12 protein-coding genes are annotated in these 14,886 nt (G+C 72.0%); 11 read left to right on the top strand and 1 reads right to left on the bottom strand.

Annotated elements, in window-relative coordinates; translation table 11 throughout:
- Window positions 1-26: 26 nt before the first annotated feature.
- A complete protein-coding gene (locus VF825_RS14250; protein WP_331114425.1) occupies window positions 27-689 on the bottom strand; it encodes a TrkA family potassium uptake protein in 663 nt (220 codons plus the stop codon).
- 114 nt (window positions 690-803) lie between these two features.
- Here VF825_RS14250 and VF825_RS14245 point away from each other — a divergent pair, with 114 nt between their 5' ends.
- From VF825_RS14245 to VF825_RS14195, 11 genes are all read left to right on the top strand, one after another.
- Window positions 804-2,762, top strand: a complete 1,959-nt coding sequence (locus VF825_RS14245) for an APC family permease (RefSeq protein ID WP_331114472.1) — start codon at window positions 804-806, stop codon at window positions 2,760-2,762.
- On the top strand, window positions 2,759-4,003 hold the full coding sequence (locus tag VF825_RS14240; protein WP_331114423.1) for a class I SAM-dependent RNA methyltransferase: 1,245 nt from the start codon (window positions 2,759-2,761) through the stop codon (window positions 4,001-4,003). The genes VF825_RS14245 and VF825_RS14240 overlap by 4 nt, the downstream gene beginning before the upstream one ends.
- Entirely contained in the window at window positions 4,000-4,461 is a 462-nt protein-coding gene (locus VF825_RS14235; protein ID WP_331114421.1) for a thioesterase family protein, read from the top strand. Before VF825_RS14240 ends, VF825_RS14235 begins: the two co-directional genes overlap by 4 nt.
- Before the next feature lie 54 nt (window positions 4,462-4,515).
- Complete coding sequence (gene acnA / locus VF825_RS14230) at window positions 4,516-7,299, top strand: aconitate hydratase AcnA (protein WP_331114419.1); 2,784 nt, start codon at window positions 4,516-4,518, stop codon at window positions 7,297-7,299.
- 221 nt (window positions 7,300-7,520) lie between these two features.
- Window positions 7,521-8,699 (top strand): ROK family transcriptional regulator, encoded by a 1,179-nt coding sequence (locus tag VF825_RS14225; protein ID WP_331114417.1) that lies wholly within the window; start codon window positions 7,521-7,523, stop codon window positions 8,697-8,699.
- A gap of 116 nt (window positions 8,700-8,815) precedes the next feature.
- Window positions 8,816-9,901, top strand: coding sequence for a sugar ABC transporter substrate-binding protein (locus tag VF825_RS14220; protein ID WP_331114415.1), 1,086 nt, complete (start codon window positions 8,816-8,818; stop codon window positions 9,899-9,901).
- Window positions 9,902-9,911: 10 nt separating this feature from the next.
- On the top strand, window positions 9,912-10,718 hold the full coding sequence (locus tag VF825_RS14215; protein WP_331114413.1) for an ATP-binding cassette domain-containing protein: 807 nt from the start codon (window positions 9,912-9,914) through the stop codon (window positions 10,716-10,718).
- A gap of 71 nt (window positions 10,719-10,789) precedes the next feature.
- Window positions 10,790-12,001, top strand: a complete 1,212-nt coding sequence (locus tag VF825_RS14210) for a sugar ABC transporter permease (protein WP_414695865.1) — start codon at window positions 10,790-10,792, stop codon at window positions 11,999-12,001.
- An 81-nt stretch (window positions 12,002-12,082) separates the two neighbouring features.
- Entirely contained in the window at window positions 12,083-12,448 is a 366-nt protein-coding gene (locus VF825_RS14205) for a hypothetical protein (protein WP_331114409.1), read from the top strand.
- A gap of 23 nt (window positions 12,449-12,471) precedes the next feature.
- Entirely contained in the window at window positions 12,472-12,693 is a 222-nt protein-coding gene (locus VF825_RS14200; protein ID WP_331114407.1) for a hypothetical protein, read from the top strand.
- Window positions 12,694-12,795: 102 nt separating this feature from the next.
- Window positions 12,796-14,886, top strand: a complete 2,091-nt coding sequence (locus VF825_RS14195) for a glycogen debranching N-terminal domain-containing protein (RefSeq protein ID WP_331114405.1) — start codon at window positions 12,796-12,798, stop codon at window positions 14,884-14,886.

Genomic DNA, 14,886 nt, shown 5'->3' with positions numbered 1-14,886 from the left:
GCGTGGGTCCTTTCTGGGACAGGCGCTCAGTGGGCGGGCGGCGGCTGGTCGAGCGTCTGCTCGACGCTGGTGAGGGTGCCGGTCGTCGTGACCAGGTGGACGATGTCGCCGTCCTGGTAGACGGTGTCGGCGGCCGGGAGGAGGCCTTCGCCGAGACGGGTCAGGTAGGCCACCCGCGCGCCGGTGACCGACTCGAGCTCGGTGATCCTGCGGCCGACCCAGCCGGCGTGGACCGGGACGTCGGCGATGAGGATCTGCCCGCTGGGGTCGGTGTGCTCCGGGACCGAGCCCTGGGGGAGCAGCCGGCGCAGCATCTGGTCAGCCGTCCAGCGCACCGTGGCGACGGTGGGGATGCCGAGCCGCTGGTAGACCTCGGCACGGCCGGGGTCGTAGATGCGGGCGACGACGTGCTCGACGCCGAAGGTCTCGCGCGCCACCCGCGCGGCCAGGATGTTGGAGTTGTCACCGTTGCTCACCGCGGCGAACGCGTAGGCGTCATCGATGCCTGCCTCGCGCAGGGTGTCGCGGTCGAAGCCCACCCCGGTGACCCGCTTGCCCTCGAACGTGCTGCCCAGCCGGCGGAACGCCGTGCTGTTCTGGTCGATGACGGCCACGTCGTGGCCCTGGCTCTCGAGGCTCAGGGCGAGCGTCGAGCCGACCCGGCCGCAGCCCATGATGACGAAGTGCACGCGCCGACGCTACACCGCAGGGGGTGCGGGCCGCGCAGGCCCCGCTGAGCGCCCTAGAGTTGCGACGTGCCCACCACCGGTCGTGTCCTCAAACGCCTCCTCGTGGGTCGTGCCATGCGCAGCGACCGGCTCGGCGAGACCCTGCTGCCGAAGCGGATCGCGCTGCCGGTCTTCGCCAGTGACGCCCTGTCGTCGGTGGCCTACGCCCCGGACGAGATCTTCCTTACCCTGGCGGTGGCGGGCGGGGCCTTCGCGACGACCCACTCCTGGCAGATCGGCCTCGGCGTCGTGTTCGTCATGCTGGTCGTCGTCGCGTCCTACCGGCAGAACGTGCACGCCTACCCTTCCGGCGGTGGCGACTATGAGGTCGCCACCGTCAACCTCGGCCCCCGCGCCGGGCTGACCGTGGCCAGCGCGCTGCTCGTCGACTACGTCCTGACCGTCGCGGTGTCGATCTCCTCGGGGGTGCAGAACGCCGCGGCCGCGATGCCGTTCCTGCGCGGCCACGAGATGCCGATCGCCATCGCCCTGGTGGTCCTGCTCACCGCCATGAACCTGCGGGGGGTGCGCGAGTCGGGGTCGGCGTTCGCCGTCCCGGTCTACGCGTTCATGTTCGGCATCATCGGCATGGGCCTCTACGGGTTCGCGCGGGCCGCCATCGGGGACCTGCCCCATGCCGAGAGCGCGAAGTTCACGCTCGTGCCCGAACCCGGGTCCGGGGGGATCATGGGCTTCGCGGCGATGTTCCTGCTGCTGCGGGCCTTCTCCTCGGGCTGTGCCGCGCTGACCGGCGTCGAGGCGATCTCCAACGGCGTCCCCGCCTTCAAGAAGCCCAAGAGCGCCAACGCCGCGACCACGCTGCTGCTCATGGGCACGATCGCCGTGACGATGCTCATGTCGATCATCACGCTGACCCGGATGACCGGCATCAAGTACGCCGAGAACCCCGCCACCCAGCTCTGGCTGCACGGCCATCCGGTGGGACCGTCGTACCAGCAGGACACGATCATCGGCCAGCTCGCCAAGACGGTGTTCTCCAACTTCAGCGTCGGCATCGCCTTCGTCTCGATCGTCACCGGCATCATCCTCGTGCTGGCCGCCAACACCGCCTTCAACGGCTTCCCGGTGCTGGCCTCGATCCTGGCCAAGGACGGCTACCTGCCGCGCCAGCTGCACACTCGCGGCGACCGCCTCGCGTTCAGCAACGGCATCCTCATCCTCGCCGGCGCCGCAGCGTTCCTGATCTTCATCTACAACGCCGAGGTCACCAAGCTCATCCAGCTCTACATCGTCGGCGTCTTCGTCTCGTTCACGCTGAGCCAGACCGGCATGATCCGCCACTGGAACCGGCACCTGCGCACCGAGCGCGACGCCAAGGAGCGCTCGCGGATGATGCGCAGCCGCGTCATCAACACCGTCGGTGCGGTCATGTCCGGCACGGTGCTGCTCGTGGTCCTGGCCACCAAGTTCGTCAAGGGCGCCGGCTACGCCATCGCGGCGATGGTGGTGCTGTTCGTGCTCATGCAGGCCATCTCCCGGCACTACCGGCGGGTCCGCGAGGAGCTCCATGTCGCCGAGACCGACTCCGACGCCCAGCTGCTGCCCTCGCGCGTGCACGCGGTCGTGCTGGTCTCCAAGATCCACAAGCCGACGCTGCGGGCCCTGGCCTACGCCCGGGCCACCCGCCCCTCGGTGCTGGAGGCGATCACCGTCAACGTCGAGCCGGACGAGACCAGGTCGCTGCAGCAGGAGTGGGACCGCCGTGACATCCCGGTGCCGCTGAAGGTGCTCGACTCGCCCTACCGCGAGATCACCCGCCCGGTCGTCGACTACGTCAAGTCGGTCCGCCGCGGCAGCCCGCGCGACGTGGTCATGGTCTACATCCCCGAGTACGTCCTCGGACGCTGGTGGGAGCAGCTCCTGCACAACCAGAGCGCCCTGCGCCTCAAGGGCCGCCTGCTGTTCACCCCCGGCGTCATGGTCGCCAGCGTCCCGTGGCAGCTGCGCTCCTCCGAGGGCGTCGAGGAGCGTCTCGACCGGCCGCGCGCCGGCTCGATCCGGCGGGGCCCGTGACCGAACGCACGCAGGGCGGCTCCCTGGTCGGGGCGCAGTTCGTCGTCGACGTCGGCCCGGTGGCCCACGGCGGGCACTGCGTGGCGCGTCACGACGGGCGCGTGGTGTTCGTCCGCCATGCCCTGCCGGGGGAGAAGGTCCGGGTCGAGGTCACCGAGGGCAAGGAGGGCGACCGCTTCCTGCGGGGGGACGCCGTCGAGGTCCTGGCGTCCTCACCGCACCGGGTCACCCCGCCCTGCCGGTTCGCCGGGCCGGGGCTGTGCGGCGGCTGCGACTTCCAGCACGCGGACCTGGCCTACAGCCGTGAGCTCAAGGCGGCGGTCGTGGCCGAGCAGTTCTCGCGCCTGGCCGGCCTCACGGTCGACGTCCCGGTGGAGCCGGTCCCCGGCGACACCGACGGCCTGCGCTGGCGCACCCGGGTGGAGTTCGCGATCGACGCGGACGGCCGTCCCGGCCTGCGCAAGCACCGCTCGCACGACGTCGTCCCGGTCGACGACTGCCTCATCGCCACCGAGGAGGTCGTCGGCAGCGGGGTCCTGGGCCGGACCTGGCGCGGGTCGACCGCCGTCGACGTGATCGCCCCCAGCGCCGGTCCCGGTGTCGTGACCGTGCTCCTGCCGGCCGGGGAGAAGGCCGCACCCCATGTGCGCGAGCAGGTCGAGGTGGGCGGCTGGTCGGAGGAGTTCCGGGTCGGCGCCCGCGGCTTCTGGCAGGTGCACCCCGGCGCCGCCTCCACCTTCGTCGAGCACGTCCTCGCCGAGCTCGCCCCCCAGCCGGGGGAGCGGGCGGTCGACCTGTATGCGGGGGTGGGCCTGTTCGCGGTCGCCCTCGCCGACGCGGTGGGGGAGGGCGGCGCGGTGCTGGCCGTCGAGGCCGACGAGCGCGCCGTGCGGGATGCCCGCCGCAACGTGCACTCCCGGCCGCAGGTCGAGGTCCGGCGCAGCCGGGTCGACCGGGCCCTGCGGCCGCTGCTCCAGCAGCACGTGGGCGCCGACCTGGTGGTCCTCGACCCGCCGCGCACGGGCGCCGGTCGTGACGTCGTGCGCGAGGTGGCCGCGCTGCGGCCGCGGCTGGTCGCCTATGTCGCGTGCGACCCGGCCGCCCTCGCCCGCGACGTGGCCTACGCGCGCGAGGCGGGCTACGGCATACGGTCGCTGCGGGCGTTCGACGCCTTCCCGATGACCCACCACATGGAGTGCATCGCCATCCTCGAGCCGCTCCCGGCGGAGGCCGGACAGTGAGCGTTGACAACGGTTTCCGCTACCCGGTCGACGTGCGCTTCTTCGAGGTCGACTCCCTCGGCGTGGTCTTCAACATGTGGTACCTCGGGTGGTGCGACGAGGCCATGAGCGCCTACCTGGAGCACCTCGGCCACGGCTACCGCACGCTGCGGGCGTCCGGTCACGACGCCGTGCTGCGCCGGGCCGAGCTGGACTGGGTGGACAGCCTGCAGGCGTTCGAGTCGGCCCAGGTGCGCGTCCGGGTGGAGCACATCGGCTCGACCTCGTTCCGGCTGGGCTACGACATCGAGCGGACCGGCCCGGGGGAGCGGGCCGGGCAGTCCTGCGCGCACGTGTCCATCACCTACGTGTGCGTGGCCGTCGCGGACCGGGCCAAGGCGTCGATCCCCCTTGGCCTGCGCACGGCGCTGGAGCAGGATCGGTCGGGTCCCGGGGTCGACCCCGCTGTCCCGGCCTGACCGACGTGTGGTTAGATATCTTGACGTCAAGATAAATGGTGGAAGGAGCCGGCCGTGAGCGGCACGAGCGCAAACAGCTTCGGAGCACAAGGCGCCCTGCAGGTGGGCGACGCGTCCTATGACATCTACCGCCTGGCGGCGGTCGACGGCAGCGCGAACCTGCCTTACAGCCTCAAGGTGCTGCTGGAGAACCTCCTGCGCACCGAGGACGGCGCGAACATCACCGCCGACCACATCCGGGCCCTCGCCGGCTGGGACCCCTCGGCCGAGCCCGACACCGAGATCCAGTTCACGCCCGCCCGCGTGATCATGCAGGACTTCACCGGCGTGCCCTGCGTCGTCGACCTGGCCACGATGCGCGAGGCCGTCGCCGAGCTCGGTGGCGACGCCACGAAGATCAACCCGCTGGCCCCGGCCGAGCTGGTCATCGACCACTCGGTCATCACCGACGTCTTCGGCCGCGCCGACGCCTTCGAGCGCAACGTCGAGCTGGAGTACCAGCGCAACAAGGAGCGCTACCAGTTCCTGCGCTGGGGCCAGACCGCGTTCAACGACTTCAAGGTCGTCCCGCCCGGCACCGGCATCGTCCACCAGGTCAACATCGAGCACCTGGCCCGCACGGTCATGGTCCGCGACGGCGTGGCCTACCCCGACACCTGCGTCGGCACCGACTCGCACACCACGATGGTCAACGGCCTGGGCGTCCTGGGCTGGGGCGTCGGCGGCATCGAGGCCGAGGCCGCCATGCTGGGCCAGCCGGTCTCGATGCTCATCCCGCGCGTCGTCGGCTTCAAGCTCAGCGGCCAGATCCCTTCGGGCGCCACGGCGACCGACGTCGTCCTGACGATCACCGAGATGCTGCGCAAGCACGGCGTCGTCGGCAAGTTCGTCGAGTTCTACGGCGAGGGCGTGTCCGCGGTGCCGCTGGCCAACCGCGCCACCATCGGCAACATGAGCCCGGAGTTCGGCTCGACCTGCGCCATCTTCCCGATCGACGAGGTCACCACCGAGTACCTCCGCCTCACCGGCCGCTCGGCCGAGTCGGTCGCCCTGGTCGAGGCCTACGCCAAGGAGCAGGGCCTGTGGCACGACGCGTCGGTCGAGCCGAAGTACTCCGAGTACCTCGAGCTCGACCTGTCCACGGTCGTGCCCTCCATCGCCGGCCCGAAGCGCCCGCAGGACCGCATCGCGCTCACCGACGCCAAGACCTCCTTCCGCAAGGTGCTGCCGGAGTACGTCGAGCACCGCGAGGGTGACGACGTCCTCGGCGACAGCTTCCCGGCCAGCGACCCGCCCACCCCGGACAGCCCGGCCAACGGCGGTTCCGCCCCGGCCCTGACCGGCGACGGCTCCGCCCGGTCCTCGCGCGCGGTGACGGTCGCGCTGGCCGGCGGCCAGGAGGTCGAGCTGGACCACGGCATCGTGGCGATCGCCTCGATCACCAGCTGCACCAACACCTCCAACCCCTCGGTCATGCTCGCGGCGGCGCTGCTCGCCAAGAAGGCCGTGGACAAGGGCCTGGCCTCCGCGCCGTGGGTCAAGACCTCCCTGGCCCCGGGGTCCAAGGTCGTCATGGACTACTACGAGAAGGCCGGCCTGATCCCCTACCTGGAGAAGCTGGGCTTCCACCTGGTCGGCTACGGCTGCACCACGTGCATCGGCAACTCGGGCCCGCTGCCGGAGGAGGTCTCCGCCGCGGTGCAGGAGAACGACCTCGCGGTCACCTCGGTGCTCTCGGGCAACCGCAACTTCGAGGGCCGGATCAACCCGGACGTGAAGATGAACTACCTGGCCTCGCCGCCGCTGGTCATCGCCTACGCCCTCGCCGGCACGATGGACTTCGACTTCGAGACCGACGCCCTCGGCAAGGACAGCGACGGCAACGACGTCTTCCTGCGCGACATCTGGCCGACGCCGCAGGAGGTCGAGCGCACCATCGCGACCTCGATCAACCAGGAGATGTTCTCCACGGACTACGCCGACGTCTTCGCCGGCGACCAGCGCTGGCAGTCGCTGCCCACGCCCGAGGGTGAGACCTTCGCGTGGGACGCCGAGTCGACCTACGTGCGCAAGCCCCCGTACTTCGAGGGCATGTCCATGGACATCACCCCGGTCGAGGACGTCGAGGGCGCCCGCGTCCTGGCCAAGCTGGGTGACTCGGTGACCACCGACCACATCAGCCCGGCCGGCTCGATCAAGGCCGACAGCCCGGCCGGCCGCTACCTGGCCGAGCACGGTGTGGAGCGCAAGGACTTCAACTCCTACGGCTCCCGCCGCGGCAACCACGAGGTCATGATCCGTGGCACCTTCGCCAACATCCGGCTGAAGAACCTGCTGCTGGACGGCGTCGAGGGCGGGTTTACCCGCAACTTCCTCGCCGGCGGCGAGCAGACCACGATCTTCGACGCCGCGGCCGCCTACCAGGAGGCCGGCGTCCCGCTGGTCATCCTGGCCGGCAAGGAGTACGGCTCCGGCTCCTCGCGCGACTGGGCCGCCAAGGGCACGCGCCTGCTCGGCGTCAGGGCGGTCATCGCCGAGTCCTACGAGCGGATCCACCGCTCCAACCTCATCGGCATGGGCGTGCTCCCGCTGCAGTTCCCGGCGGGGGAGAGCGCGGACAGCCTCGGCCTCGACGGCACCGAGACCTTCTCGGTCACCGGCGTCACCGCCCTCAACGACGGCACCACGCCGCGCACCGTGAAGGTCGTGGCGACCAAGGAGGGTGGCGAGACCGTCGAGCTCGACGCGGTCGTGCGCATCGACACCCCCGGTGAGGCCGACTACTACCGCAACGGCGGCATCCTGCAGTACGTCCTGCGGTCCCTCGTGAACGGCTGACGTCACCGCCCCGCGACGGGCCCGGTCACCTTCGGGTGGCCGGGCCCGTCCGCATGTGCGCACCGGTCCGCGCGGCGGTATGCCGGGTGGGCGCGGCCGCTGTCGGGCAACGGTACGCGGGGTGGGTGCGGCTGGTGCCGCGCGCCCGGGAGGCGGCCGTACGGCATACCAATCCCGGCAGTGGCTGTCCTCCGGGCGGGGCCTGCGGTTATCTTGACGCCGTGAAGTCAACTCAGGGCGCCCCGGGTAGCCAGACTTCACTGCGTGAAGCCAACAAGGCCCGCGTGGTGGAGGCGGTGGAGCAGCACGGTGCCCTGACCCAGGTCGAGCTCGCGGGCGTCACGGGGCTGTCGCCGGCCACGGTGTCCAACCTCGTGCGCGAGCTCGCCGCGGCGTCGGTGGTGTCGCTGGCCCCCAGCGTCCGCAGCGGCCGGCGCGCCGTCCTGGTCTCGCTTGCTGCAGGGGAGGGGCTGCTGGCTGGGGTGGCCTTCGGCGACCGCGACATCCGGGTGGCCGTGAGCGACACGACCGGGCACATCCTGGGCCGCCAGCGGATGCCCCTGCCTGCCGACCACCACGCCGACGAGGGGATGGAGCGGGCTGCGCGCCTGGTCGGTGACCTCGTCGACCGCGTCGGCGGACGCATGGACGGGCTGACCGCGGCCGGGTTCGGCCTGCCGGCCCCGGTCGACACGGTCAGCGGCGAGGTCGGCTCCGAGGCGATGCTGCCGGGCTGGCGGGGCGTGCCGGTGGCGCAGGAGATGTCGGGGCGGCTGCGCGTGCCGGTCCACCTGGACAACACGGCCAACCTGGCGGCGCTGGGGGAACTGCGCTCGGGCGCCCTGCGCGGGCGGCAGAACGCCTGCTACATCAAGGCGTCGTACGGCATCGGCGCCGGGCTCATCATCAACGGCGAGGTCTTCCGGGGCAGCGCGGGGACCGCGGGGGAGATCGGCCACGTCACCATCGACGAGAACGGCCCGGTCTGCCGGTGCGGCAACCGGGGGTGCCTCGACACCTTCGTCGGGTCGCGCGCGCTGCTGGACGCGCTGGCCGTCTCGCACGGCGAGCTGACGCTGCGCGACGTGCTCAACCGCACCGAGACCGGCGACCCCGGGTGCCGCCGCGTGGTCGCCGATGCCGGCCGGCACATCGGGGTGGCGGCCGCCGGCCTGGTCAACCTGCTCAACCCCGAGGTCATCGTCGTCGGCGGTCAGCTCGCCCGGGTCGGCGAGGTGCTGCTCTCTCCGTTGCGGGAAGCCATCGACCGCTGTGCAATCCCGTCCGCCGCGGCTAGCGTGGAGGTTGTCGGGGCGCAGCTCGGGGAGGAGGCCGAGCTGGTGGGAGCCCTGGCTGTTGCCGCACAGCTCCACAGTGACGCCCGGCGTGTTGCCGGCTGAGAAGTTTCGGTCACGTTTCGGGCATATTGAATTCAAGCCTTGACGCCAACCGCGCCGGGGTCTTGAATCAGCCTCAGCCCGACACCGTGGCGGGCACCCACGTCCGAGGAGACCCCATGACTTCATCGATCGCCCGGCTCGCCGGCGTCGGCCTCGCGGCCGGGCTGGCCCTGTCGTCCGTCGCGGCCTGCAGCAGCGGCAGCAGCTCCAGCTCCGGTGGCTCCAGCTCCGGCGGCGCCAAGAAGATCGCGCTGCTGCTGCCGGAGTCCAAGACGGCCCGCTATGAGCAGCTCGACCGCCCGCTGTTCGAGGCGGCCGTCAAGGCCAAGTGCCCCACCTGCACCATCATCTACTCCAACGCCGACCAGGACGCGGCCAAGCAGCAGCAGCAGGCCGAGTCCGCCCTGACGCAGGGCGCCAACGTCCTCGTCCTCGACCCGGTCGACAGCAAGGCGGCGGCCTCGATCGCCAACAGCGCCAAGAGCTCCAAGGTCCCGGTCATCGCCTACGACCGCTTCATCTCCGGCGCTCCGATCGACTACTACGTCTCCTTCGACAACGAGAAGGTCGGCCAGCTCCAGGGCCAGACCCTCGTCGACCTCATGAAGAAGGCCGGCAAGACCTCCGGCAACATCGTGATGATCAACGGCGCGCCGACCGACAACAACGCCGGCCAGTTCAAGAAGGGCGCGCACAGCGTCCTCGACTCCAGCGGCTACAAGATCGCCGCCGAGTACGACACCCCCGACTGGAGCCCGGACAAGGCCCAGGCGTGGATGGAGAGCCAGCTGACCGCGGTCAAGTCCGGCCTGGTCGGCGTCTACGCCGCCAACGACGGCACCGCCGGTGGCGCCATCGCCGCCCTCAAGGGTGGCGGCGTCAACCCGCTGCCGCCGGTGACCGGCCAGGACGCCGAGCTCGCCGCCATCCAGCGCATCCTCGCCGGTGACCAGGCCATGACCGTCTACAAGGCGATCAAGCCCGAGGCCACGGACGCCGCCAACGCGGCGGTGGCGCTGGCCAACGGCCAGAAGCCGCAGTCGCAGACCACCTACCAGAACATCCCGTCGACGCTGCTCACCCCGGTGGCCGTGACCAAGGCCAACATCAAGGACACCGTTGTCAAGGACGGCGTCTACCAGGTCAGCGCCATCTGCACGGGCGACTTCGCCAAGGCCTGCGCCGCTGCGGGCCTGAGCTGAGGAAGGAACCATGACGACCACCACCTCACCGGCAGCGACCGACACGGTCCTGTCCATGACAGGCGTATCCAAGAGGTTCGGCGCCGTGCAGGCGCTGAAGGACATCGAGCTGGACGTGCGTGCCGGTGAGGTGGTGGCGTTGGTTGGCGACAACGGCGCCGGCAAGTCAACGCTGGTCAAGACCATCGCCGGGGTCTACAGCCCCGACGAGGGCCACATGAGCTTCGACGGCAAACCGGTCAACATCGGCAGCCCCGCCGAGGCCCAGCACCTCGGCATCGCCACGGTCTTCCAGGACCTGGCCCTGTGCGACAACCTCGACGTCGTCGGCAACCTCTTCCTCGGTCGCGAGCTCAAGCACCGCCGGCAGCTGGACGAGGTCGAGATGGAGCGGCAGTCCTGGCAGCTGCTGCGCCAGCTCTCGGCCAAGATCCCCTCGGTCCGCATCCCGGTGGCGAGCCTGTCCGGCGGCCAGCGCCAGACGGTCGCCATCGCCCGCTCACTGCTCGGCGAGCCGAAGGTCGTGATGCTGGACGAGCCGACGGCGGCACTGGGTGTCGCGCAGACCGCGGAGGTGCTCAACCTCGTCGAGCGGCTGCGCGAGCGGGGCCTGGGCGTCATCCTCATCAGCCACAACATGGCCGACGTCATGGCGGTGGCGGACCGGGTCGTGGTGCTGCGGCTGGGCCGCAACAACGGCATCTACCAGGTCAGCCAGACCAGCTCGCAGGAGATCATCGCCGCCATCACCGGCGCCACCACCAACGCCGTCTCGGAGCGAGCCGCCCGTCGTACCCCGCAGGAGAGCACGTCGTGACCACCTCATCCAGCCCCCAGCAGGCCACGTCCACCGAGACCGAGGACCTGCAGGCCGCCCTGCCGGCCGACCTGCAGGACGAGCGGCTCATCGCCTCGCGCGGGTTGTCCGGCGCGTTCTCGGTGTTCACCAGCCGGCTGCGCAGTGGCGACCTCGGCTCGCTGCCGGTCATCGTCGGCCTGATCGTCATCTGGGGCGTCTTCCAGGCGCTGAACCAGGACTTCCTCTCCCCGCGCAACCTGGTCAACCTGACCCTGCAGAGCGCGGCGATCGGCACGATCTCCATCGGTGTCGTGCTGGTCCTGCTGCTCGGGGAGATCGACCTGTCCATCGGCTCGGTGAGCGGCCTGGCCGCCGCCGTGCTCGGCGTCGGGCTCACCCTGCACGGCTGGCCGCTCCCGGTGGCCATCGTCGCCGCGGTGCTGACCGGCACGGTCGTCGGCCTGTTCTACGGGGCGCTCTACACCCGCTTCGGCGTGCCGAGCTTCGTCATCACCCTCGCCGGCCTGCTCGGCTTCCTCGGCCTGCAGCTGTACATCCTGGGCAAGGAGGGCTCGCTCAACCTGCCCTTCACCTCGCCGATCGTCGAGTTCGCCCAGCTGCAGTTCCTGCCTCCGATCGTGTCCTACGTGGTCATCCTGCTCACCGTGCTGGCCTACCTCGGCAGCCGGATGGCCGCGCGCTCCCGCCGGGCTGCGGCGGGCCTGTCCACGGCCCCGACCACGATGCTCGTGGCGCGGGCGGTCGGCCTGGCCGTGGTGCTGTTCGTGCCGGTCATCGTGCTCAACCAGGACCGTGGCGTGTCCTGGATGTTCATCCTGTTCGTCGTGCTCGTGGTGATCATGGACCTGGCGCTGCGGCGGACCAGCTGGGGCCGCTCGGTCTTCGCCGTGGGCGGCAACGTCGAGGCGGCCCGCCGGTCCGGCATCAACGTGCGCGGCATCTACCTGTCGATCTTCGCGCTGTGCTCCACCTTCGCGGCCCTGGGCGGCATCCTCGCGGCCGGCCGGCTCGCGGCGGTCAACCAGAGCAGCGGCGGCGGTGACACCAACCTCAACGCCATCGCGGCGGCGGTCATCGGCGGCACCAGCCTCTTCGGTGGTCGCGGCTCGGCCTACTCGGCGTTGCTGGGCATCATCGTGATCCAGTCGATCTCCAGCGGCCTGAGCCTGCTGAACCTCGACTCCTCGATCCGGTTCATGGTCACCGGTGCGGTGCTGCTGCTCGCGGTGACGATCGACTCGCTGAGCCGGCGCAGCCGCGCCGCCCACGGTCGCGCCTGAGCGACGCACCCGTCCCACCGAGGGGCCCGGCCACCTGGCCGGGCCCCTCGGCATGTCAGGGGCGGCGCCCACACTGGTGCCGTGCGCGCGACCCCACCCGGCTGGCCCCTCGAGGTGCCGCCGCCGGACACCCCCGACTGGCAGGTGCCCGCGGTGTCCTGGCTGCTCGACCAGTGCCCCGCCGACTACCGCCGGTATGCCGGGTGGCGGCGGCACCCGGTCGCGCTCGCCTGGGTGACGGTGCGCCACGTCGACGCCCAGCTCGAGGCGATGCGGCAGGCCTACCGCGAGGCCCGGGTCGAGCTCGGCGACCACCTCACGCCCGAGGCGCTCGAGCAGGTGCTGGCCGACCTCGAGGCCGAGGGCGTGCGGCTGCGGGCCGCCCGGCGCAGCGCCGAGCTGCTGCACGAGGCGATGCAGGGGCGGCGCTTCATCCCCCGCCTGTGAGGCTGCGGGGGGACAATGCCGGTGTGAACCGCACCCTGCTCAAGCCGGTCGGCGTGCTCCTGGCCCTCGTCGGCCTGCTCTGGACGCTGCAGGGCACCGGCGCCCTCGGCGGCAGCCCCATGTCCGGCGTGGCGTTCTGGGCGGTCGTGGGCGTCGTGCTCATCATCGCCGGCGTCGCGCTCTACGTGCTGGGGGAGCGGACGCTGCGCGCGCGCCGGCGCGACCGCGACGACCGCGGCTCCTAGGCAGGCCGCGACGGGGCCGACCGACGGTGAGAAGGTGGTCGGGCTGCTGGTGGCCACGCCGCCGCAGGCCCGTGACCGGCACCGCACCCAAGGAGCGCCCCGATGCCCGAGCCCGCCGCACCTCCCACCGCCGCCCGGCCGCAGCAGCCGTGGCTGCACGACCTGAGCATCTGCGTCAGCGGCAACGTCACCGCGCTGTCGGCAGCCTCCGGCCAGGTCGAGGGCGCCGGCGCCCAGGGCGCGTTCGTCGACGACCGCCGCGTCCTGTCCGTGCTGGACGTCCGGCTGGGGGAGCGGGCCACGGCACCGGTCGCCACGGCCAGCGCCGGGCCTCGCTCCGAGTTCCTCGGCTCGGCCCGGCACCTGGGCAACCCCGGGTCGGACCCGACGGTGGAGGTTCTGCGCCGCCGCGAGGTGGTGGCACAGGGGGTCCGCGAACAGGTCGAGGTGCGCTCGCGCGCCGACGCCCCGGTGGTCGCCGACCTCGTGGTGCGCCTCGCCGGCGACGCCGCACCGATCAGCCGGGTGAAGTCCGGCATCGCCGAGGGGACGCCCCTGCCCGCGCAGGGGCGGGCGGGGCAGGTCACCTGGGGCGACGAGGACCACGAGGTCGTCGTCTCCTTCGACCCGGCACCGTCGCAGCTGTCCGCGGGCGCCGACGGCGCCGTCGCGTCCTTCCCGCTGGAGGTCCCCCCGGGCGGCAGCGCCACCGTCACCCTCACCCTCCTCGTGACCCGGCGGGGAACCTCCGGGCTGGACGCCGACGGCGGGGCCGGCCGCCTCGACTGGGACGACGTCACGGTCGAGGCGGACGACCCGCGGCTGGGGCCCGCCCTGGCCATGGGGATGACCGACCTGCGGCACCTCGCCCTGACCGACCCCCAGGCGCCGGAGGACGTCTACGCCGGCGCCGGGACACCTTGGTACCTCACGCTGTTCGGCCGCGACTCGCTGTGGGCGGCGCGGATGGCGCTGCCGTTCGGGACCACGCTCGCCGGCGGCACGCTGCGCGCGCTGGCCCGGCGGCAGGGCACCGTCGTCGACGCCGCCTCCGCGCAGGCTCCCGGCAAGATCCCGCACGAGGTGCGCCGCACGGCATACGTCGACGAGGTCAAGGGCCTGTCCCTGCCGCCGGTCTACTACGGCACCATCGACGCCACGCCGCTGTGGGTCAGCCTGCTGCACGACGCGTGGCGCTGGGGCCTGCCCGAGGCGGAGGTGGTGGCGCTGCTGCCGCACCTGCGTGCCGCGACCCGGTGGCTGACTGAGCATGCCGCGCCCGATGCCGACGGGCTGCTGAAGTACCTCGACACCACCGGCACCGGCCTGGCCAACCAGGGCTGGAAGGACTCTGCCGACTCGGTGCGCTGGCGCGACGGCCGGGTCGCCGACGGCCCGATCGCGCTGGTGGAGGCCCAGGCGTACGCCGTGGAGGCGGCCGAGGCGGCGGCCACCCTGTTCGACGCGTTCGGTCAGGACGGCGCCGCCGACCTGCGGGCCTGGGCCGACGGGCTGCGCACCCGGTTCCGGCAGCGCTACTGGGCCGAGGGCGCCGACGGGCCCTACCTGGGCATCGCGGTCGACGGGCACGGCGCCCTGGTCGACGGGGTGGGGTCCAACATGGGCCACGTCCTCGGCACCGGCACGCTGGGACCGGAGGAGGCAGCCCGGGTGACGGCGACCCTGACCGGGCCGACGATGCTGGGCCGCTACGGCATCGGCACCCTCGCCACCGACAACGGCGGCTACAACCCGATCGGCTACCACACCGGCTCGGTGTGGACGCACGACACCGCGATCTGCGCCCTCGGCATGGTCCGCGAGGGACACCGCGACGCGGCCGTCGCGGTGGGCCGCAGCCTGCTGGCCGCGGCCGTGCCGTTCGGCTACCGCTGGCCCGAGCTGTATGCCGGGTCCGGCGTGCTCGACCAGCCCGCCCCCTACCCGGCGTCCTGCCGGCCGCAGGCGTGGTCGGCGGCCTCCGCCGCCGCCCTGCTGACCGTCGCGCTGGGGTTCGAGCCGGACGCCTCCGCGGGGCGGCTCGTGCTGCGCCCGGCCCGCCCCGCGGCCTACGGGGAGATGACCGTGCACGGGCTGCGCTTCGCCGGCCACCGCTTCGGCGTGCGCTGTCTGGCCGATGGCACGACCGAGGTGCTGGAGGCACCCTCGGAGGTGGCCATCACGGTCGCCTGA

This window comes from Oryzihumus sp. (assembly GCF_036391795.1).
In the GTDB taxonomy this organism is placed as follows: Bacteria; Actinomycetota; Actinomycetes; order Actinomycetales; family Dermatophilaceae; genus Oryzihumus.
Note: the sequence above shows the minus strand (reverse complement) of the source record. Positions and strands in the feature narration are given on the sequence as shown.

Excerpts from the sequence above, each read along its gene's own strand:
- VF825_RS14195 (WP_331114405.1), top strand. The coding sequence starts at position 12,796 with ATGCCCGAGCCCGCCGCACCTCCCACCGCCGCCCGGCCGCAGCAGCCG.
- VF825_RS14220 (WP_331114415.1), top strand. The coding sequence starts at position 8,816 with ATGACTTCATCGATCGCCCGGCTCGCCGGCGTCGGCCTCGCGGCCGGG.
- VF825_RS14215 (WP_331114413.1), top strand. The coding sequence starts at position 9,912 with ATGACGACCACCACCTCACCGGCAGCGACCGACACGGTCCTGTCCATG.
- VF825_RS14245 (WP_331114472.1), top strand. The coding sequence starts at position 804 with ATGCGCAGCGACCGGCTCGGCGAGACCCTGCTGCCGAAGCGGATCGCG.